At 71.3% G+C, this 20,929-nt stretch carries 19 protein-coding genes; 5 read left to right on the plus strand and 14 right to left on the minus strand.

Annotation, left to right across the window (positions count from 1 at the left end):
• Positions 1-29: 29 nt before the first annotated feature.
• The 7 genes from cimA to ACFQRI_RS05645 form a co-directional block, all read right to left on the minus strand.
• Entirely contained in the window at positions 30-1,631 is a 1,602-nt protein-coding gene (gene cimA / locus ACFQRI_RS05615) for a citramalate synthase (RefSeq protein WP_380665154.1), read from the minus strand.
• A 303-nt stretch (positions 1,632-1,934) separates the two neighbouring features.
• On the minus strand, positions 1,935-2,978 hold the full coding sequence (locus tag ACFQRI_RS05620) for a 3-isopropylmalate dehydrogenase (protein WP_380665156.1): 1,044 nt from the start codon (positions 2,976-2,978) through the stop codon (positions 1,935-1,937).
• Positions 2,979-3,265: 287 nt separating this feature from the next.
• The gene (serA, locus tag ACFQRI_RS05625) at positions 3,266-4,858 is read right to left on the minus strand and encodes a phosphoglycerate dehydrogenase (protein ID WP_380665158.1); all 1,593 of its coding nucleotides are present in this window, start codon (positions 4,856-4,858) and stop codon (positions 3,266-3,268) included.
• 280 nt (positions 4,859-5,138) lie between these two features.
• Complete coding sequence (locus ACFQRI_RS05630) at positions 5,139-5,384, minus strand: DUF397 domain-containing protein (RefSeq protein ID WP_380665160.1); 246 nt, start codon at positions 5,382-5,384, stop codon at positions 5,139-5,141.
• A gap of 159 nt (positions 5,385-5,543) precedes the next feature.
• Positions 5,544-6,539 carry a ketol-acid reductoisomerase gene (gene ilvC, locus ACFQRI_RS05635; protein ID WP_380665162.1) on the minus strand — a complete coding sequence of 332 codons (996 nt, stop codon included), beginning with the start codon at positions 6,537-6,539 and terminating at the stop codon, positions 5,544-5,546.
• 130 nt (positions 6,540-6,669) lie between these two features.
• The gene (ilvN, locus tag ACFQRI_RS05640) at positions 6,670-7,176 is read right to left on the minus strand and encodes an acetolactate synthase small subunit (protein ID WP_380665164.1); all 507 of its coding nucleotides are present in this window, start codon (positions 7,174-7,176) and stop codon (positions 6,670-6,672) included.
• Positions 7,177-7,184: 8 nt separating this feature from the next.
• Positions 7,185-9,017, minus strand: coding sequence for an acetolactate synthase large subunit (locus ACFQRI_RS05645; RefSeq protein WP_380665166.1), 1,833 nt, complete (start codon positions 9,015-9,017; stop codon positions 7,185-7,187).
• Between the two features lie 377 nt (positions 9,018-9,394).
• On the opposite strand from ACFQRI_RS05645, the gene ACFQRI_RS05650 reads away from it, so the two are divergent.
• Entirely contained in the window at positions 9,395-9,847 is a 453-nt protein-coding gene (locus ACFQRI_RS05650; RefSeq protein ID WP_380665168.1) for a PH domain-containing protein, read from the plus strand.
• A 279-nt stretch (positions 9,848-10,126) separates the two neighbouring features.
• A complete protein-coding gene (gene ilvD / locus ACFQRI_RS05655) occupies positions 10,127-11,971 on the plus strand; it encodes a dihydroxy-acid dehydratase (RefSeq protein WP_380665170.1) in 1,845 nt (614 codons plus the stop codon).
• A 135-nt stretch (positions 11,972-12,106) separates the two neighbouring features.
• On the opposite strand, the gene ACFQRI_RS05660 is transcribed toward ilvD, so the two are convergent.
• The gene (locus ACFQRI_RS05660; protein WP_380665172.1) at positions 12,107-12,862 is read right to left on the minus strand and encodes a DoxX family protein; all 756 of its coding nucleotides are present in this window, start codon (positions 12,860-12,862) and stop codon (positions 12,107-12,109) included.
• Positions 12,863-12,972: 110 nt separating this feature from the next.
• On the opposite strand from ACFQRI_RS05660, the gene ACFQRI_RS05665 reads away from it, so the two are divergent.
• A complete protein-coding gene (locus ACFQRI_RS05665) occupies positions 12,973-13,929 on the plus strand; it encodes an alpha/beta fold hydrolase (protein WP_380665174.1) in 957 nt (318 codons plus the stop codon).
• A gap of 62 nt (positions 13,930-13,991) precedes the next feature.
• A complete protein-coding gene (locus ACFQRI_RS05670) occupies positions 13,992-15,143 on the plus strand; it encodes a PQQ-dependent sugar dehydrogenase (RefSeq protein ID WP_380665558.1) in 1,152 nt (383 codons plus the stop codon).
• 41 nt (positions 15,144-15,184) lie between these two features.
• Here the strand turns inward: ACFQRI_RS05670 and ACFQRI_RS05675 are convergent, their stop codons facing one another.
• The 5 genes from ACFQRI_RS05675 to gatC all read right to left on the minus strand — a co-directional run bounded on the left by ACFQRI_RS05675 (position 15,185) and on the right by gatC (position 19,379).
• On the minus strand, positions 15,185-15,625 hold the full coding sequence (locus tag ACFQRI_RS05675) for a hypothetical protein (RefSeq protein WP_380665176.1): 441 nt from the start codon (positions 15,623-15,625) through the stop codon (positions 15,185-15,187).
• 217 nt (positions 15,626-15,842) lie between these two features.
• Entirely contained in the window at positions 15,843-17,348 is a 1,506-nt protein-coding gene (gatB, locus tag ACFQRI_RS05680; protein WP_380665178.1) for an Asp-tRNA(Asn)/Glu-tRNA(Gln) amidotransferase subunit GatB, read from the minus strand.
• Positions 17,345-17,542, minus strand: coding sequence for a hypothetical protein (locus ACFQRI_RS05685; protein ID WP_344130894.1), 198 nt, complete (start codon positions 17,540-17,542; stop codon positions 17,345-17,347). The genes gatB and ACFQRI_RS05685 overlap by 4 nt, the downstream gene beginning before the upstream one ends.
• The gene (gatA, locus tag ACFQRI_RS05690) at positions 17,542-19,080 is read right to left on the minus strand and encodes an Asp-tRNA(Asn)/Glu-tRNA(Gln) amidotransferase subunit GatA (RefSeq protein ID WP_380665181.1); all 1,539 of its coding nucleotides are present in this window, start codon (positions 19,078-19,080) and stop codon (positions 17,542-17,544) included. Before gatA ends, ACFQRI_RS05685 begins: the two co-directional genes overlap by 1 nt.
• The gene (gene gatC, locus ACFQRI_RS05695; RefSeq protein WP_380665184.1) at positions 19,080-19,379 is read right to left on the minus strand and encodes an Asp-tRNA(Asn)/Glu-tRNA(Gln) amidotransferase subunit GatC; all 300 of its coding nucleotides are present in this window, start codon (positions 19,377-19,379) and stop codon (positions 19,080-19,082) included. The genes gatA and gatC overlap by 1 nt, the downstream gene beginning before the upstream one ends.
• 318 nt (positions 19,380-19,697) lie before the next feature.
• Here gatC and ACFQRI_RS05700 point away from each other — a divergent pair, with 318 nt between their 5' ends.
• Complete coding sequence (locus tag ACFQRI_RS05700) at positions 19,698-20,351, plus strand: ACT domain-containing protein (protein WP_380665560.1); 654 nt, start codon at positions 19,698-19,700, stop codon at positions 20,349-20,351.
• Positions 20,352-20,408: 57 nt separating this feature from the next.
• Here ACFQRI_RS05700 and ACFQRI_RS05705 read toward each other — a convergent pair whose 3' ends face one another.
• Entirely contained in the window at positions 20,409-20,894 is a 486-nt protein-coding gene (locus ACFQRI_RS05705) for a GNAT family N-acetyltransferase (protein ID WP_380665186.1), read from the minus strand.
• Between the last annotated feature and the right edge of the window lie 35 nt (positions 20,895-20,929).

The following is a 20,929-nucleotide window of genomic DNA, read 5'->3' on the forward strand; positions in this document are numbered from 1 at the left end:
ACGGAACCCGTCAGCTCACCCCGTCCGCCTCAGTGCAGGGCCTTGTAGATCAGGGCGTCGCAGAGCGCCAGCCAGCTGGCCTCGACGATGTTGGCGTGCACGCCCACCGTGGTCCACTCCTGCTCGCCGTCGCGGGACTCGACCAGCACGCGGGTGACCGCGTCGGTGCCCGGCTCGTCGACCAGGATGCGGACCTTGTAGTCGGCCAGCTCCACCGCCTCCAGCCACGGCAGGTGCGGCACCAGCGCCTTGCGCAGCGCCGCGTCCAGCGCGTTGACCGGGCCGTTGCCCTCGGCGGTGGCGATCTCGCGCGACCCGCCCACGGTCACCCGCACGGTGGCCTCGGCCAGCACTCCCCCGTCGTCGGCGTGGTCGAGCACGACCCGGTAGGAGTCGAGCTCGAAGGGCGTCTCGAGCTCGTCGCCGGACAGCTCCCGCCGCAGCAGCAGTTCCAGCGAGGCGTCGGCGGCCTCGAAGGACCAGCCGCGCGCCTCCAGCTCCTTGACCCGCTGCACCGCGCCGCCGACCGCGTCCGGGCGCTGCGAGAGGTCCAGGCCCAGCTCGGCGCCCTTGAGCTCCAGGCTGGCGCGCCCGGCCATCTCGGTCACCAGCACCCGCATGTCGTTGCCGACCGCGGCCGGGTCCATGTGGTTGTAGAGCTCGGGGTCCACTTTGATCGCGCTCGCGTGCAGGCCGGCCTTGTGCGCGAAGGCGGAGTGACCCACGTAGGCCTGGTGGGTGTCCGGGGCCAGGTTGGCGATCTCGGCCAGCGCGTGCGAAACCCGGGTCAGCTCGGGGAGTTTGCCCTCCGGCAGCACCGGCATGCCGAGCTTGACGCCGAGGTTGCCCAGCACCGCGAACAGGTCGGCGTTGCCCGCGCGCTCGCCGTAGCCGTTGGCCGTGCACTGCACGTGCGTGGCGCCCGCCTGCACCGCGGCCACGCTGTTGGCCACCGCGCAGTCGGTGTCGTCCTGGCAGTGGATGCCCACCCGCAGCCCGGTGCGCGAGATGACCTCGGAGACCGTCTCGGCGAGCTGCAGCGGCAGCTGACCGCCGTTGGTGTCGCAGAGCACCACCACGTCGGCTCCCGCCCCGGCGGCGGCCTCCAGCACGCGCAACGAGGTGTCGGGGTCGTGGGCGTAACCGTCGAAGAAGTGCTCGGCGTCGACGAACACCCGGCGCCCGTTGTCGACCAGGTGGCGAACGGTGTCGGCGATCATCGCGCAGTTGTCGTCCACGTCGGTGCGCAGCGCGCTCTCGATGTGCCTGCGGTCCGATTTGGCCACCAAGGTCACCACCGGCGCGCGGGATTCCAGCAGCGCGGCGACCTGGGGATCTTCGTCCACCGCGATCCCGGAGCGCCGCGTCGAGCCGAAGGCGACCAGGGCGGCGTGTTCGAGGGCGAGCTCGCCCTCGGCCGCGCGCCGGAAGAACTCGGTGTCCTTGGGCAGCGCGCCCGGCCAGCCGCCCTCGATGAACCCGACCCCCAGGTGGTCCAGCAGGCGGGCCACCGCGAGCTTGTCGGTGACCGAGTAGGCGATGCCCTCGCGCTGCGCGCCGTCCCGCAGGGTCGTGTCGTAGACGTGGAAGTCGTCACCCAGAGGCGTGCCTGCCGGCTTGGTGCGGGTCACTTGGTTTCTCCCGTCGGGTTCGGCTGCGTGCGGACGTGGCGCTGCTCGGGCACAAAAAAGACCCCCCGCGGATGCGAGAGGTCAGCGCGTCGGGGTGCGGAGCTCTTCACCCGACGCGCTCGCCAATAATGATCACCCTGCGAGAGGCCACGTGCCCATGCTGCCCGCAACCGCACCGCGATGTCCACTCGTCGCGACGCAGTTCCCACGATCCGGAAGAGGCGGGAGCGCGAATCGGGCGCCTCCCCCGGCGCGGGTTCGCGGCCCGGGGAGGCGCCCGATTCCGGGAGCGCTCGGCGCGCGTCAGATCTGCGGCGCGACCTCGCGGGAGGAGACCAGGGCCGCGAGCCGGTCGCCGATGGCGAAGGTCGCGCCCGGAGCCGAGTGGTCCCGGGTGGCCAGGTCGAAGGCCACCGAGGCCTCGACCCGCTTGGACGCCTCGGCCAGACCCACGTGGTCGAGCAGCATGGCGATCGACAGCACCGCGGCGGTCGGGTCGGCCACGCCCTGCCCGGCGATGTCCGGAGCGCTGCCGTGCACCGGCTCGAACATGCTCGGGTTGCGGCGGGTGGCGTCGATGTTGCCGCTGGCCGCCAGGCCGATGCCGCCGGTGACCGCTCCGCAGAGGTCGGTGATGATGTCGCCGAACAGGTTGTCGGTGACCACCACGTCGAACCGGCTGGGGTCGGTGATCATGTGGATCGTGGTGGCGTCCACGTGCTGGTAGGCCACCGTGACGTCCGGGTACTCCAGCGAGACCTCTTCGACCACGCGCGACCACAACGACCCCGCGTGGGTGAGCACGTTGGTCTTGTGCACCAGCGTGAGGTGCTTGCGCGGCCGCGCGGCGGCGCGGGCGAAGGCGTCGCGCACGACCCGCTCCACGCCGAAGGCGGTGTTGAGGCTGACCTCGGTGGCGATCTCGTGCTGGGTGTCCTTGCGCAGCAGGCCGCCGTTGCCGGCGTACGGGCCCTCGGTGCCCTCGCGCACCACGACCATGTCGACCTCGCCGGGGTCGGCCACCGGGCTCTTCACGCCCGGGTACAGCCGCGCGGGGCGCAGGTTGACGTGGTGGTCGAGCTCGAAGCGCAGCCGCAGCAGCAGGCCGCGCTCCAGGATGCCGCTGGGCACCGAGGGATCGCCGACGGCGCCGAGCAGGATCGCGTCGTGCTGGCGGAGTTCGCCGAGCACGGACTCGGGAAGCAGCTCCCCGGTCGAGTGCCAGCGCGCGGCCCCCAGGTCGTAACGAGTGATCTCGGTGTCCGGAACCACCTCTCCGAGCACCTTGAGCGCCTCGGATGTCACCTCCGGCCCGATCCCGTCTCCGGGGATCACTGCGAGCCGCATCTACACACCTCCCGGGAACCACCCCGATCCTCGCGGGGCTCGAACTGTTGCGCCGAAGGCTACCGGCACGCGCACGAGCTTCGGCACGCCGGGCCCACCAAGTGGATGATATCTCCCGAACTGTGGGACCCCCATTCGAGTGAGAGGCCCATCGGGTCCGGGCGCGAGCAAGGGGCCGTCCCGGAGAACGGGACGACCCCTTGCTCACTCGATCGAGTTAGTCGAGGTGCGGCGTCGGACTCGGCACCTACTCTGCGACACCGCCGACACCCGCGCACGACCGCCGGTCACTCGAAGCTGACGGTGCGCACGATGGAGGCGCCGACCGCGGCGCCGATCGGCTCGAGCACGCCCTGGTCGACCGGCCGGTCGACGCGCAGCAGCATGATCGCGTTGGAGCGCTCGGTGGTCTGGCTGACCGTGGCGGCGTCGATGTTCACGCCGACCTCGCCCAGCAGCGTGCCGACCTTGCCCATCACGCCCGGGCGGTCCGGGTACTCCAGCAGCAGCACGTTGCCCTCGGCCCGCAGGTCGAAGTGCCTGCCGTTGACCTCGACCAGCTTCTCCACCTGGTTCGGGCCGGACAGCGCACCCGAGACCACGGCGGTCGAGCCGTCGGCCATGTGCGCCTTGAGCGAGACCACGCTGCGGTGGTTCGGGCTCTCCGAAGCGGTCTTGACCTCGACCTGCACGCCCAGCTCCTCGGCCAGCTGCGGGGCGTTGACGAAGGTCACCTGGCTCTCCACCGCACCGGCGAACACGCCGCGCAGCGCCGCCAGCTGCAGCACCGCGACGTCCTCGTCGGCCAGCTCGCCGCGGGCCTCCACGGTCACCGAGCTCGGCGTCTGTCCCAGCAGCGCGGCCAGGGTCTGGCCCAGCTTCTGGGTCAGCGACAGGTACGGGCGGACCTCCTCGCCGACCGCACCGCCCTGGACGTTGACCGCGTCCGGGACGAACTCGCCGGCCAGCGCCAGCCGCACCGACTTGGCCACGTCGGTGCCCGCGCGGTCCTGCGCCTCGACGGTGGAGGCGCCCAGGTGCGGGGTGACCACGACGTTGTCCAGTTCGAACAGCGGGCTGTCGGTGATCGGCTCGGACTTGAACACGTCGATGCCGGCGCCGCCGATGGTGCCGTTGCGCAGCGCGTCGGTCAGCGCGTCCTCGTCGATCAGGCCGCCGCGCGCGGCGTTGACGATGATCAGACCCGGCTTGGCCTTCTTGAGCTCCTCGGCCCCGATGAGGCCCAGGGTCTCGGCGGTCTTGGGCAGGTGGATCGACAGCGCGTCGGCGCGGGAGAGCAGCTCGTCCAGCGAGACCAGCTCGATGCCCAGCTGCGCGGCGCGCGCCTTGGAGACGTAGGGGTCGTAGGCGATCAGCTCGGTGCCGAACGCGGCCACGCGGGAGGCGAACAGCTGACCGATCTTGCCCAGGCCGACCACGCCGACGGTCTTGCCGTTGAGCTCGGTACCGGTGTAGGAGCTGCGCTTCCAGGCGCCGCCCTTGAGGCTGGCGTCGGCCTGCGCGACGTTGCGGCACACCGCGAGCAGCAGCGCCATGGCGTGCTCGGCGGCGGAGACGATGTTGGAGGTGGGGGCGTTGACCACCATGACGCCGCGTTCGGTGGCGGCCGGTACCTCGACGTTGTCGAGCCCGACGCCCGCGCGAGCGACGACCTTGAGCTTCTTGGCGGCCGAGAGGACCTCGGCGTCGACCTTGGTTGCGGAACGGACCAGCAGCGCATCGGCGTCGGCGACAGCATCGAGCAGCGCCGGCCGGTCGGTGCCGTCCACGTTGCGGATCTCCGCCTCCCCCAGGGCTTCGATCACGGACGGGGCCAGCTTCTCGGCGAGAAGGACGACAGGACGGCTTGCATTGGTCACGGGCGAACTCCAAGCGGAAGATCACGATCGGCACGACGTTGTGCCCGGACGTCGGAAGTTTAACGGGAGATTGAGAACGTGTTCACAAGGGTGTTGTCCGGATCACCACCATTCGGGTGCCATCCGGGCGACGAGCAGCTGGGCCCATCTTCCCAGATCAGGACCCCGAACGGACCTCCGATGCGCGCGGGCGGGGCGATTTCTCGCCACACCGCACCGGGCCGGGGTCGGCTCCGTGCCACCGGCTCCGGTCCGGCGCGGTGCCGGCTGCGCCGGTCCCCTACGGCTCGTCGAACTCGCCGTCCTTGGCCCCGGCGACGAATGCGTCCCACTCCTCAGGAGTGAAGACCAGAACGGGACCGCTCGGATCGGCCCCGTTTCGCATCCCCACATAGCCGTCGACGAAGGCGATCTCCACGCCCGGCTCATCGGGATCGTCGGTGCTGGTGATCCACTCAGCAGCGGAGAAGTCCAGCGCATCCCGGATATGAGCCTTGTCGTCGACGATCTCGTTCTCTGAACTCACAGTGCGTACCGTATCCCTCACTCATAGCGATTTCCCGTTGTGGGAGACCCGCCCGGGCGGAAACCTACCCACCCCCCGGACATGACGCGAGGCCCGGTGATCGGTCTCTGGCGAAACCGTTCACCGGGCCTCGGGCGCATCGCTACTACCGCGAGGAACTCACTTGTCGGTCCAGGACATCAGCGCGCGCAGCTTCTTGCCGACCTCTTCGATCTGGTGGGCGTTGCCCTCGGCCTGCAGCTTGCTGAAGTTCGGACGACCGCTCTCGTCCTCGGACACCCACTCCTTGGCGAAGGTGCCGTCCTGGATCTCGCCCAGGATCTTGCGCATCGAGTCCTTGACGTGCGAGTCGATCACGCGCGGACCCCGGGTGAGGTCGCCGTACTCGGCGGTGTCCGAGCAGGAGTACCGCTGCCCGGCGATGCCGCCCTCCCACATCAGGTCCACGATCAGCTTGAGCTCGTGCAGCACCTCGAAGTAGGCGATCTCCGGCTGGTACCCGGCCTCGACCAGCACCTCGAAGCCGTTCTGCACCAGCGCGGAGGCACCGCCGCAGAGCACGGCCTGCTCGCCGAACAGGTCGGTCTCGGTCTCCTCGGTGAAGGTGGTCTTGATGACGCCGGCGCGCGCACCGCCGATCGCCGCGGCGTAGGACAGCGCCAGGGCCTGGCCGCTGCCGGAGGCGTCCTGCTCCACGGCGATCAGGCACGGCACGCCCTTGCCGTCGACGAACTGGCGGCGGACCAGGTGGCCCGGGCCCTTCGGCGCGACCATCGCGACGTCGACGTCGGCCGGCGGCTGGATCAGGCCGTAGCGGATGTTGAAACCGTGGCCGAAGAACAGCGCGTCGCCCTGCTCGAGGTTCGGCGCGATGTCGTTGGCGTAGATCTCGCGCTGCTTGGTGTCGGGCGCCAGGATCATGATCAGGTCGGCCTCGGCGGCCGCCTCGGACGGGGTGAGGACCTTCAGGCCCTCCTCCTCGGCCTTGGCCCGGGACTTCGAGCCCTCGGGCAGGCCGATGCGCACGTCGACGCCCGAATCGCGCAGGCTCAGCGCGTGGGCGTGGCCCTGGCTGCCGTAGCCGATGATGGCGACCTTGCGGCCCTGCACGATGCCGAGGTCGGCGTCCGCGTCGTAGAAGATCTCAACTGCCATGGTGTTCTCAGCTTTTCCTTTCGGGACTTGCTCGGTCAGCGGCCGGCGGCCGCGAACCGGATGTGTCGGCCCTGTGGCGGGTGTTGGGCCATCGCGATGACGTGGCGGAGCCGCACCTCGGGCAGTTCGGTCACCGCACGGCGGTGGCCGTGATGGAACGCGGGCCACGGCCGATCGCGATCGTTCCCGACTGCACCATCTCGCGAACGCCGTAGGGTTCCAGCATTCGAAGCAGCGCGTCGAGCTTATCGACGTCCCCGGTGGCCTCGATGGTCAGCGCCTCCGGGGAGACGTCGACCACCTTGGCGCGGAACAGCTGCACGGTCTCCAGGACCTGGCTGCGCACCGAGGAATCGGCCCGGACCTTGACCAGCAGCAGCTCCCGCTGCACGGAGGCCTCGTTCTCCAGCTCCACGATCTTGATCACGTTGACCAGCTTGTTGAGCTGCTTGGTGACCTGCTCCAGCGGCTGGTCGCCGACGGCGACCACGATCGTCATCCGGGAGATCTCCGGGTGCTCGGTCGGGCCGACCGCGAGCGATTCGATGTTGAAGCTGCGGCGGGAGAAGAGCCCGGAAACCCGAGCCAGCACACCCGGGACGTTCTCCACCAACACGCTCAGCGTGTGTCGGGTCATCGGCGCGCTCACCCCTCGTCCTCGTCGAAAAGCGGGCGGATACCGCGCGCCGCCATGATCTCGTCGTTGCTGGTGCCGGCGGCCACCATCGGCCACACCTGGGCGTCCTTGCCCACCACGAAGTCGATCACGACCGGTCGGTCGTTGATCTCCATAGCCCGCTGGATGACGCTGTCGACGTCCTCTTTGGACTCGCACCGCAGGCCCGCGCACCCGTAGGCGTCGGCCAGCAGCTTGAAGTCCGGGATGCGGTGCTTGTGGGTGCCGAGGTCACTGTGTGAGTAGCGCTCGGCGTAAAACAGGTTCTGCCACTGCCGGACCATACCCAGGTTGCCGTTGTTGATGACGGCGACCTTGATGGGGATGTTCTCGATGGCGCAGGTGGCGAGCTCCTGGTTGGTCATCTGGAAGCAGCCGTCGCCGTCGATGGCCCACACGGTGCGGTCGGGGACCCCGGCCTTGGCGCCCATCGCGGCGGGAACCGCGTAGCCCATGGTCCCGAGGCCGCCGGAGTTGAGCCAGGTCCGCGGCTGCTCGTAGCCGATGAACTGGGCGGCCCACATCTGGTGCTGGCCCACGCCGGCGGCGTAGACGGCCTCCGGTCCGGCGATCGCACCGAGGCGCTCGATGACGTACTCCGGCGACAGGGTCCCGTCAGCGGGCTCGGCGTAGCCCAGCGGGAAGCGGCCGCGGACGTCGTCGAGGTAGGACCACCACTGCTCGAGCTCCAGCGCGCCGTGCTCGGCGGCCGCGGTCTCGTAGGCGTCGATGAGCTCGCCGATGACGTCCTTGCAGTCCCCGACGATCGGCACGTCGGCGTGCCGGTTCTTGGAGATCTCGGCCGGGTCGATGTCGGCGTGCACGACCTTGGCGTCCGGCGCGAAGGAGGACAGCTGGCCGGTGACCCGGTCGTCGAACCGGGTGCCCAGCGCGATCAGCAGGTCCGAGCGCTGCATCGCGGCCACCGCCGCGACGGTGCCGTGCATGCCCGGCATGCCCAGGTGCTGCGGGTGCGAGTCGGGGAACGCGCCGCGCGCCATCAGCGTGGTGACCACCGGGATCCCGGTGCGCTCGGCGAGCTGGCGGAGCTCGGCCTCGGCCTCGGCCTTGATCACGCCACCGCCGACGTAGAGCACCGGCTGCGTGGCCTCGACCATGAGCTTGGCGGCCTCGCGGACCTGCTTGCCGTGCGGCTTGCTGGTCGGGCGGTAGCCGGGCAGCTTCATCTCCGGCGGCCAGGAGAAGGACATGGTGGCCTGCTGGACGTCCTTGGGGATGTCGACCAGCACCGGGCCGGGGCGGCCGCTGTTGGCGATGTAGAACGCCTCGGCGATCGTGCGCGGGATGTCCTCGGGGTCGGTGACCAGGAAGTTGTGCTTGGTGACCGGCAGCGTGATGCCGCAGATGTCGGCTTCCTGGAAGGCGTCGGTGCCGATCAGGCCGGTGGCCTGCTGCCCGGTGATGGCCACGACGGGAACCGAGTCCATGTGCGCGTCGGCGAGCGGGGTGACCAGGTTGGTCGCGCCCGGTCCGGAGGTCGCCATGCAGACCCCGACCTTGCCGGTGGCCTGGGCGTATCCGGTGGCGGCGTGGCCGGCGCCCTGCTCGTGACGAACCAGCACGTGCCGGACCTTCTCGGAGTCGAGCAGCGGATCGTAGGACGGGAGGATGGTGCCGCCCGGAATCCCGAAGACGACCTCGCAGCCCGCGGACTCCAGCGAGCGGACCAGGGCGTGCGCGCCGGTCATCTTCACTGGGGCACCGCTCGGCGGCGCAGGCTTGGGTCGGCGTCCCGGCGGCGGGGCCGGAACCGGGTTTTGCCTGGTGTTGGCGCTGGTCATCGGGTCTGCCTCAAGGTCGGTTGTTGGGCTGGACACGAAAAAACCCCCGCGGACCACAGACAGGTCCCACGAGGGTTGGCGCGTCGACGCTGCGAACTTCCTAGGCGTCGACGCGCCGGGGAAGTACGAGAATGTCGTGCAGTCGCAGCATGGCCCGAACGTTAATCAACGCCAGGATCGGCGTCAAACAATCCGAGACGGCCGTCTCGCATGCTGGACACCCGTTCGGGGGAAAGCGCATCGCGGCCTCGATCGTCCGCGCAGCTCAGCAAGGCTGTTCCGGGCCGCGCCGGGCCGGATGTGACGCGCACCGCTCTCGCCGTCCCAGCGCGCGGACAGGGTGCGGCGCGGTTTCCGGCGGGTGAGACCATCGGTTCGTGAGCGAGACATCTCCCGAGGCCGGTCAGGCCGCACCCGAGCCGACCGAGTCCGCCGCAGAGCAGGCGTCCGCACCGCGGTCGCTGACCTTCCGCGTCACCCGCGTGCACCTGGTGTTCGTCGCCGCGCTGATCATGTTCATCACGCCGGTGGCCACCATGGCCGGAGGCCCCTGGCTGCTGCTCTACCTGATCCCGCTGGTGCTGGCGTGGTGGGTGATCCGCACCGGGACCACCGTCGACGCCGAGCAGGTCCGCGCGCGAACCGCGCTGGGCAGCACCCGCTTCGGCTGGGACGAGCTGTCCTCGCTGCGGCTCCACGAGAACCGCTGGATCAAGGCCGTGCTCACCTCGGGCAAGGAGGTGCGGCTGCCCGCGGTGCGGGTCCGCGATCTGCCAGGACTGGCCGCGATCAGCGGCGGCAGGCTGACCGACCCCACCTCGCAGGAGTAATGTCGGGTCGCCGCCGCGCTCCGCGCCCACAAGGCACCGGAGCCGACGGCGCCGGTGCCTGCCCCACCACGCCGACGGAGCAGCGACCGGATCCGCCGCGGCCAGAAAGTCGCCCTGGTTCTCCTCGCCGCACCGCCAGCAGGACGAGTCCAACTTCATCTTCGAACCGACGGGGTGAGGCCGATGCGTCAACCGCATCCGGACCCGACGGCCCGCAACGGCGCAGCCGCCGGCCCACCTCGGCAGCTCGCACCGTAAGCACTCATTGAGAAGGTCCCTATGCCGCAGCTGCGTTCCCGAACGACCACACACGGACGGAATGCCGCAGGCGCCCGTTCGCTGTGGCGCGCCACCGGGATGACCGACGACGACTTCGGCAAGCCGATCGTCGCCATCGCCAACTCCTACACCCAGTTCGTGCCCGGCCACGTGCACCTGCGCGACCTCGGCGACGTGGTGGCCGAAACCGTGCGGGAAGCCGGCGGTGTGCCGCGCGAGTTCCACACGATCGCGGTCGACGACGGCATCGCGATGGGGCACAGCGGCATGCTCTACTCGCTGCCCTCGCGCGAGATCATCGCCGACTCGGTGGAGTACATGGTCAACGCGCACCAGGCCGACGCGCTGGTGTGCATCTCCAACTGCGACAAGATCACCCCGGGCATGCTCAACGCCGCGATGCGGCTCAACGTCCCGACGGTGTTCGTCTCCGGCGGTCCGATGGAGGCCGGCAAGGCCGTGGTCGTCGAAGGCGTCGCCCAGGCCCCGACCGACCTGATCACCACCATCGCCGCCTCGGCCAACTCCGCGGTCGACGACGCCGGGCTCAGCGAGGTGGAGCGCTCGGCCTGCCCGACCTGCGGTTCCTGCTCGGGCATGTTCACCGCCAACTCGATGAACTGCCTCACCGAGGCGCTGGGACTGGCGCTGCCGGGCAACGGCTCGACGCTGGCCACCCACGCCGCGCGCCGCCAGCTGTTCGAGGAGGCCGGCCGCACCGTGGTGCGCATCGCCAAGCGCTACTACGGCGAGGACGACGAGTCGGTGCTGCCGCGCTCGGTGGCCAACGAGAAGGCCTTCCAGAACGCGATGGCGCTGGACATGGCGATGGGCGGTTCCACCAACACGGTGCTGCACACGCTGGCCGCCGCGCAGGAGGGCGAGATCGACTTCGACCTCGACGACATCGCCGAGACCAGCAAGCGGGTGCCCTGCCTGTCCAAGGTCGCGCCGAACTCCGACTACCACATGGAGGACGTGCACCGGGCCGGCGGAATCACCGCCATCCTGGGCGAGCTGGACCGCGCGGGCCTGCTGCACCGCGACGTCTCCTCGGTGCACAGCGCCAGCCTCACCGAATGGCTGTCGAAGTGGGACATCCGCGGCGAGTCGCCGACGCAGCAGGCGCTGGAGCTGTTCCACGCCGCGCCGGGCGGTGTGCGCACCACCCAGGCCTTCTCCACCGAGAACCGCTGGTCCTCGCTGGACACCGATGCCGAGAACGGCTGCATCCGCTCGGTCGAGCACGCCTACACCGTCGACGGCGGGCTGGCGGTGCTCAAGGGCAATCTCGCCGAGGAGGGCGCGGTGATCAAGGCCGCGGGCATCGACGAGGAGCTCTGGCACTTCCAGGGTCCCGCGCGGGTCCTGGAGAGCCAGGAGCAGGCCGTCTCGGCGATCCTGAACAAGGAGGTCCAGCCGGGCGAGGTCCTGGTCATCCGCTACGAGGGCCCGGCTGGCGGCCCCGGCATGCAGGAGATGCTGCACCCGACGGCGTTCCTCAAGGGCGCGGGGCTCGGCAAGCAGTGCGCGCTGATCACCGACGGCCGCTTCTCCGGCGGCTCCTCGGGCATCTCGGTCGGGCACATCTCCCCCGAGGCCGGCGGTGGCGGCACCATCGGGCTGGTCGAGAACGGCGACCAGATCCTCATCGACGTCCACGAGCGCAAGCTGGAGCTGCTCGTCGAGCCCGAGGTGCTGGCCGAGCGCCGGGACAAGATGGAATCCAGCGAGCACCCGTGGCAGCCGGTCGGCCGCGAGCGCAAGGTCAGCACCGCGCTGCGCGCCTACGCCAAGCTCGCGACCTCGGCCTCCTACGGCGCGGTCCGCGACATCAGCAAGTGATCGCGCGGCCCCCGGTGGAGCCGGCGCGGGAGTCACCGCCGAGGTGACCACCCGCAACGGCCGAGCCGCCGGCCCGCCGCCGTCGAAGAACGGGCCCCGCGTTCGCCGCGGGGCCCGTTCTTCGCGCGTGGCCGGTCAGGGGCGGTAGAACAGCAGGGTGACCGCGGTCACCGCGCCCGCGGCGACCAGCAGGAAGAAGAAGCCGAAGCCGAGCGGGCGGCGGAACCACACCCGCCCGTAGTCCAGGGCCACCCGTCCGGGCCCGGTGAACAGCAGCGCCAGTCCCATCGCGCCGAGCACGGCCTCGAACTCGAAACCGCCGTCGGCGTTGAAGAACCCGGCTCCCTGCTTGGCGAACACCGCGCTGGCCATCACGCCGAGCACCCCGGCCGCGGCGGCCGGGGTGAACAGACCCAGCACCAGCAGCGCACCCGCGCCGAGCTCGGTTCCACCGGTCACCAGCGACAGGATCGCGCTCTGCTCGAAGCCCATCTTGCTCAGGCTCTGGGCGAACCCGTCGGGGCCGGGACCGCCGAACGCGCCGAAGAGCTTCTGCGCACCGTGCAGCAGGAAGATCCCGCCGAGCGCGAAGCGCAGCGCCAGCAAACCGAGATCGGTGCCCGCGTTCCAGGCGAACATCTTCCGGTGCTTCTCCACGATCTCGTCGTGGTAGCCGGAATCACCGTCGACTCCGCCGACCAGCGAGGTGGCTTCCGCGTCGGTGTACTCGTGGTCCTCGTCGTAGTAGTTGTTGTACTTCGCGCCGGGGCCCTGGGTGCTCGTCGTGGGACCCGCGGCACCTCGCGCTCGCGGTCGCTGCGCGTGCGCGCCGTAGTCGCGATCGTCGGGGTAGCCGCCCGCACCGCCAGGGCGATCGTCGTGAGTCTTCACGCCGGTGGAGGCTAAGGCATCTCACCCCATCGTGCGAGTTTTTCTCCCGAAGCTTCCCCAGGCGTGATTCGTTTGATACCCGACTTCGGGCATTCGTGGAAAATGGCGGGATGGAAGGCCCCGTGTTCGCCGCGTCGAGCTCCCCCGCACCCGATGTTTCCGCTGTTGGAACGCGCTCCGGCGCGGAGTTCGAGCACGGCGCCAGCGCCGACCGAGCGGTGCTGATGTGCCCGGAACTCGTTTCGGCCGCGGAATTGCTGCCGGTGGATTGCCCCGCGCGCGTGCTGAATTGGTCGCCGCAGCGCAATTCCACCATCGACGAGCACGTGGCCGACGCGGTGGCGGCCCTCGACGCGGCGGAATTGCCCGACTGCGTGGTGACCGCGTGGTCCGGCGGCACCGCGGTGGCCGTGGAACTCGCCCGCAGGCACCCGGATCGCATCCGCGGGCTGCTGCTGCTCGCCGGCCCGCCGACCGCCGGCGCCGAGCTGCTGCTGGAGTGCTGCGGGGTGCCCCCGCTCGCGCGCCGCGCACTGGCCGCCGGTGGCGGCGCTTGGCTGCGCGCGGCGGGTGGCGCGCTGCGGTCGGCCACCGCGCGCGTGCCGGTCCCCCAGCTCACCGCCCGGCTGCTGGCGCGCACCGGACTGCTGCCCGAGGGCGAGGCCACCGCTGCCGCGCTGGGCGGGCTGATCCAGCACGACTGGCTCGGCCACCTGGAGATGGCGCTGGCCTGGAGCGCCGCGACGCGTCCTGGACCGGCCGGGCTCACCTGCCCGGTGACCCTGCTGGCCGGGCGGTACGACCCGCTGGCCGAACCGCGCGGCCTGGCCAGCGCGATCGGCTCGCTGCCGCAGGCGAGGATCCGCTTCCTCGACACCGGACACCTCGTCCCGCTGGAAGCTCCCCAGGAGGTCCGCGCCGAGCTCGACCTGCTGCTCCGCCGCGCCCGGGCGGTGGACTGCGCCCGCCTGGGCCTGGAACCACCACCGCCCGCCATCCCGCGCATCCGCATCCCGGTCTCGCCCGGGCGCCAGCAGCGCCGCAGAACGCTGCACCCGCCCGAATGAGCCATCGGCCGCCCGGGCTCACCCCGGGTTCACCGCGGGATCGTTAAGGTCGGGGCGTGGGTATGGGTCGTTCCGGATCGCTCCGGCTGGGCGCGCTGGTCGCGCTCGGTGCGCTGCTCGCCGGGTGCGCGCAGTTCCCCGACGAGCACACCAGGCCGTGGTCCGCGCAGCCGTCGCTGACCCCGCAGGCCGGCCCGCAACCCGAGATCGAGGGCTCGATGCCCACACCGGGCTCGGAGGCGCCGCAGCCGCCCGGACCCGCGCAGGTCGTGGGCTGCCAGGACCCGAGCCCGTCCGTGGTGGCGACCTGCCTGAACCCGATCGGCGCGGTCGCGGTGCTGCCCGACGGGCAGAGCGCGCTGGTCGGCGAACGCACCACCGGGCGCGTGCTGCGCGTGCGGCAGGGCTCCGAACCCGTCGAGGTGGCCCGGATCCCGGTCGACCCCGCCGGAGGGGGCGGGCTGACCGGCCTGGCGCTGTCGCCCTCCTACGCCGAGGACGAGCTGTTCTACGCCTACGCCAGCACCGGCGGCGAGAACCAGGTCGTGCGCATCGCCGCCGGCGACCGGCCGAAACCGGTGCTGTCCGGCATCCCGCACGGCCCCAGCGGGAACGCCGGCGCGCTGATCGACGACGGCAAGGGCGCGCTGCTGGTGGCCACGGGCAACGCGGGCGACCCCGCGAAGGCCGCCGATCCGCACTCGCTGGCGGGCAAGGTGCTGCGCATCGACGGCTTCGGCGCACCGGCGGAGGGCAACCCGACCACCGGGTCGGCGGTGGTCAGCTCCGGGCTGGCCGACCCCAGCGGGATGTGCGGCACCCCTGGGCTCGGCACGTTCTGGGTCACAGACCGCAACGGCGGCCAGGACGCGCTCTACCGGATGCGCCCCGGCGAGCCGCTCGGCGAACCCGCCTGGACCTGGCCGGACTCCCCCGGCGTCTCCGGTTGCGCCGCCGACCCCGGCACCGTGGTCGTCTCGCTGCGCGAGGCCGCCGCGCTCTACACGCTGCACCCCGCCGCCGACGGCACGTTCACCGGCCAGCCGAGCAAGGTCATGGAGAACTCCTTCGGCCGCTTCTCGGCGGCCACCCTCGCCCCGGACGGCCTGGTCTGGCTGGGCACCAGCAACAAGGACGGCGGCAGCCCGATCTCCAGCGACGACCGGGTCCTGCGCATCGAACCGCCCACCGGCGGCTCGGCGGGCAAGGACTGAGCAGGGGAACCTTCCGGTCACCGCGCGGCGGCCGTCCCAGCTCAGTACCCGGCGGTCAGGACCGGCTGCTCGGACACGACCGCACCGTCCTGGGTGATCACCAGCTCCTCGGGGCTGATCGTGTAGACGTAGCCGTCGTTGCTGGCGGTCTGGTACGCACCGCCGCCGACGTGGTGGGCGGGCAGCGCGATCGACCCGGACTGGCTGCTGCCGTAGTAGTAGACCTGGCCCGCCTCCGAGCAGAGCTGCACGCTGGACTGCTGGGTCTGGTACCCGGCGAAGCAGCCCGACGGAGCGCTCGGCGCGATCTCCGGCGTTCCGCGGCCGATCCCGGGTGGCTGCGGCACCGTCTCGGTCACCGTGCTCGGCGGAGGTGGTGGGGCCGGCGGGGTCGGCTGGACCTGGTAGGTCGCGAACCACCCGCACGCCGACACCGCGGATGCTCCGAGGAGGGTGGCCACCAGCAAGACCGTGCGCGCCATGATCCTCGCCCCCAGACCTCGGCACTCCGCCGCGACGCGCCAAGCGTGCGCCGCCGCGCCGCGATCCGGCAGAGGCGAAAGGCCCGGGGCCTGCCGCATCGAGGCCCCGCTGCGGTGAGCGGGGGAACCGTTCTGTCAGCGCGACGAAGGGAACCTTCCTGCTACCCGCAAGAAGAACGCCCCCTCCCAGCTGGGAGGGGGCGTTCTCGAAACGAGCTCACTGGCCGCAGGCCGCCAGGACGAGTTCCCGGACCCGCTTCGCGTCGGCCTGGCCCTTGGTGGCCTTCATGACCGCGCCGACCACGGCGCCTGCCGCCTGCACCTTGCCGCCGCGGATCTTCTCGGCGACGTCGGGCTGCGCGGCGAGGGCCTCGTCGACCGCCTTCTGCAGCTCGGAGTCGTCGGAGACGACCTCCAGGCCGCGGGCCGCGACGACCTCGTCCGGCTCGCCCTCGCCCTCCAGCACGCCGTCGACGACCTGGCGAGCCAGCTTGTTGGTCAGCTTGCCCTCGCCCACCAGCGCGACGACCCTGGCCACCTGCTTCGGCGTGATCGCCAGGTCGGCCAGCTCCACGCCGCGGGTGTTGGCCTGCTGCGCCAGGTAGGCCACCCACCAGGAGCGGGCCTCGCCCGGGGTCGCGCCCGCGTCCACGGTCTCGGCGATGAGCTCCAGCGCACCGGCGTTGACCAGGTCGCGCAGCTCCTCGTCGGACAGGCCCCACTCATCCTGGGCGCGCTTGCGGCGCTCCCACGGCAGCTCGGGCAGGGTCTTGGACAGCTCGTCGACCCACTCGCGCGAGGGCGCGATCGGGACCAGGTCGGGCTCCGGGAAGTACCGGTAGTCCTCCGAGGTCTCCTTCTTGCGGCCCGACGAGGTCGACCCGGTGGACTCGTCGAAGTGCCGGGTCTCCTGCAGGATCTCCCCGCCGGAGGACAGCACCGCGGCGTGCCGCTGCATCTCGAAGCGCACCGCGCGCTCCACGCTGCGCAGCGAGTTGACGTTCTTGGTCTCGGTGCGGGTGCCGAACTCCGCCGAACCCTTGGCCATCAGCGAGACGTTCGCGTCGCAGCGCAGCGAGCCCTGGTCCATCCGCACGTCGGAGACGCCCAGCGCGCGCAGCAGGTCGCGCAGCGCGGTGACGTAGGCGCGGGCGACCTCGGGGGCGCGCTCACCGGCACCGGTGATCGGCTTGGTCACGATCTCGATCAGCGGCACGCCGGCCCGGTTGTAGTCCAGCAGCGAGTGGTCCGCGCCGTGGATCCGACCGGTGGCGCCGCCGCGGTGCAGCGACTTGCCGGTGTCCTCCTCCATGTGCGCGCGCTCGATCTCGACCCGGAAGGTCTCGCCGTCGTCGAGCACCACGTCGAGGTAGCCGTCGTGCACGATCGGCTCGTCGTACTGCGAGGTCTGGAAGTTCTTCGGCATGTCCGGGTAGAAGTAGTTCTTCCGGGCGAACCGGCACCACTCGGCCACCTCGCAGTTGAGCGCTAGGCCGATCCGGATGGCCGACTCGACGGCCTTGCCGTTGACCACCGGGAGCGCACCCGGGAGCCCGAGGCACACCGGGCAGACCTGGGTGTTGGGCTCGGCGCCGAACGCGTTGGCGCAGCCGCAGAACATCTTGGTCCTGGTGGACAGCTCGACGTGGACCTCCAGGCCCAGCACCGGGTCGTACTCGGCGACGACCTCGTCGAAGTCCATGATCTCCGCGACGGCGGTCACTGGTCGTCACTCCCCTTGCGCAGCGCACGCACCGCCAGGGCGGTGCCGGTGACCAGGCCGAGCGCGGTGATGATCGCGTCGGCCAGCTCGAGCTTGTCGTTCTTCTCGCGGGCCGACTTGATGCTCTGCTTGAGCCCGAACGCCGCCGACACCACGGAGGCGAGCTGGAACACGGCCTTCAACTTGGGGTTCATCACGCGACCTCCTGGACGGCGAGCTGGGGAACGCGGTCGAGCAGCGGGCCGCCCTGGTCCGCGTCGCGCGCGGACTCGTAGGCGGCACCGACCCGGTAGAGCCGGTCGTCGGCCATCGCCGGGGCCATGATCTGCAGGCCGACCGGCAGGCCGTCCTCATCGGACAGCCCGCAGGGAACGCTCATGGCGGCGTTGCCCGCCAGGTTCGACGGGATGGTGCACAGGTCGGCGAGGTACATCGCCATCGGGTCGTCGACGCGCTCGCCGATCTTGAAGGCGGTGCTCGGCGTGGTCGGCGAGACCAGCACGTCGACCTGCTCGAAGGCGGTGGCGAAGTCGCGGGTGATCAGCGTACGCACCTTCTGCGCCTGCCCGTAGTAGGCGTCGTAGTAGCCCGAGGACAGCGCGTAGGTGCCGAGCATGATGCGGCGCTTGACCTCCGGGCCGAAACCGGCCTCGCGGGTCAGCGACATGACCTCCTCGGCGCTGCGCTCGCCGTCGTCGCCGACGCGCAGGCCGTAGCGCATGGCGTCGAAGCGGGCCAGGTTCGAGGAGGCCTCGCTCGGCGCGATCAGGTAGTAGGCCGGCAGCGCGTAGTCGAAGTTCGGGCAGGAGACCTCGACGACCTCGGCGCCCAGCTCGGACAGCTGCGCGACGGCCGCGTCGAAGGCCCGCTGCACGCCCGACTGGTAGCCCTCGCCGGCGAGCTCGCGGACCACGCCGACCTTCACGCCGCTCAGGTCGCCGGTGGCGCCTCGCTTCGCGGCCTCGACGACCTGCGGCACCGGCTGGTCGATCGAGGTGGAGTCCATCGGGTCGTGCCCGGCGATGACCTCGTGCAACAGCGCCGCGTCCAGCACGGTGCGGGCGCACGGGCCCGGCTGGTCCAGCGACGAGGAGAACGCGACCAGGCCGTAGCGGGAGACGCCGCCGTAGGTGGGCTTGACGCCGACCGTGCCGGTCACCGCACCCGGCTGGCGGATCGAACCGCCGGTGTCGGTGCCGATGGCCAGCGGGGCCTCGAACGCGGCCAGCGCCGCCGACGAACCGCCGCCGGAGCCGCCCGGGATGCGCTCGGTGTCCCACGGGTTGCGGGTCGGGCCGTAGGCCGAGTTCTCGGTCGACGAGCCCATCGCGAACTCGTCCATGTTGGTCTTGCCCAGCACGACCACCCCGGCTTCGCGCAGCCGGCGGGACACCGTCGCGTCGTAGGGCGGGACCCAGCCCTCGAGCATCTTGGAGCCGACGGTGGTGGGCATGTCGGAGGTGGCCAGCACGTCCTTGAGCGCCAGCGGCACCCCGGCCAGCGGCGAGGCGGCCTCGCCCGCGGCCCGGTCCTCGTCGGCCCTGGCGGCGGCGGCCAGCGCGCCCTCGGCGTCGACGTGCAGGAAGGCGTTGATCTTCGGGTCGACGGCGGCGATGCGGTCCAGGTGGGCCTGGGTCGCCTCGACCGACGTGACCTCGCCCGCCGCCAGCTTGGCGGCGAGTTCGGAGGCGGTCAGCCCGGTCAGGCCACCGCTGTTCTCGGTCGAGCTCATCAGGCCTCCTCGCTCAGGATCCGCGGCACGCGGAACCGGTCCTCTTCGGCCGCAGGCGCCGCAGCGAGCGCCTGCTCGCGCGTCAGGCCCTGGCGAACCTCGTCCTCGCGGAAAACGTTGGTCACCGGAACGGCGTGCGACGTGGGCGGGATGTCGTCCGCAGCGACCTGCCCCACCTTCGCCACCGCATCGAGGATCTGGTCGAGCTGGCCGGCGAAGGTGTCGAGCTCGGCCTCGGTGACGGCCAGCCGCGCCAGGCCGGCGAGGTGTGCGACCTCGTCGCGGGAGATCTTGGACACTGCGAAGGCTCCCTGGTCATGTCCGGTTTCAGGTACGTCTCAGTCTATGGCTGGGCCGCAGCCGGGCGACCAGGGGGCACGCCGACCTGCGGGAGCGCGGCCGGGCGCGTCGCGCGTGATCGGCACCACGGCGCGTAACTCGCCGAAACGGCTGGTCGTTCCACTGCGCGGACGGTTGTAGCAGAGTGACTACGAAGCGTCTGACACAATTTCGAAGGTTGGTTCCTCGCACGAGCGGCCGCCCGGTGCGCGGCCCGTGCGCCTGTGAAAAGCGTGGCCGGCAAGGTGTCGCGCACGAAACTGGAGGCGTTGAGTCCGGTGTCCTTCCTCGTCCGGGTGCAGATACCGGATCGACCCGGCAATCTCGGGTCGGTGGCGAGCGCGCTCGGTGAGATCGGCGCCGACATCCTCAGCGTGGTCGTGGTCGAACGGGTCGGCGGCAAGGCCATCGACGACCTGGTCGTGGAGCTGCCCTCGGGGCGCCCGCCGGACGTGCTGATCACCGCCGCCGAATCCATCGACGGCGTCGAGGTCGACGCCGTGCGCCCCTACGCCGGCGTGCTGGACACCCATCGCGAGCTGGAGCTGGTCGAGGAGATCGCCGCCGAGCCCGGCCGCGGGCTGCAGATCTTCGCCGAAGGCGTGCCCAAGATCATCCGATCGGGTTGGGCGATCGTGTTCGGCCACCGCTCCGGCGGCGCCGAGCAGCTGGCCGCCAGCACCTCCGCCCCGCAGGAGGGCTACCTGGAGCTGCCCTGGCTGCCGCTGCCGCGCGCGGCGATCCTCGACGGCGACGAGACCTGGGTGCCCGACACCTGGAAGGAGCTGGGCACCGAGCTGGCCGCCACCCCGATCGGCAAGCCCGACCGGGTCCTGCTGGCGGGGCGCCCCGGCGGCCCCCAGTTCCGCACCGCGGAACTCGCCCGCCTCGCCCACCTCGCGGGCATCGTCGCAGTGGTCCTGGACAGCTGACGGGGTTCCCGACGCGCCGCGGTACGTCGGGAACCCCCGCTCGAGGGCGATTCGCCCCTACAGGTCCAGGTAGTAGCCGAGCAGGTGGATGTCCTCGGTCGGCGACCAGTCCCGCTCGGGAAGCCGCTGGAAGCCCATCCGCTCGTAGAGCCCGCGCGGAACCACGGCCCGCTCCTGCACGCACAGCACCACGCGCGCGAACCGCTCGGCGCGGGCCCGTTCGAACACCGCGTCCACCAAGGCGCGCCCGACGCCGCGCCCGGCGGCCTGCGGGGCCACCGCCAGCATCCGGAACTCCAGCTCGTCGTCCCGAGCGATCTCCGAGTACCGGCCACCGGGGCGGACCAGGGTCACGGTGCCCACCGGCTTGTCCCCGTCGAGGGCCACCAGCAGCTCGGCCTCGGCCGCGCGGTCGGCGGCGTTGCGCAGCACCGAGTAGTAGGAGCCGTCGGCCGGGATGTTGTCGGCCTCCTCGTAGGCGCTGACCGAGATCTCCCCGATGATCGGGTGCTCCTCCGGCCGGGCCAGGCGAATCGTCGTCATGCGGCGATCCTGCCAGCCCGCACCGACCGAACTCG

Source organism: Saccharopolyspora griseoalba (genome assembly GCF_042665275.1).
GTDB lineage: Bacteria > Actinomycetota > Actinomycetes > Mycobacteriales > Pseudonocardiaceae > Saccharopolyspora > Saccharopolyspora griseoalba.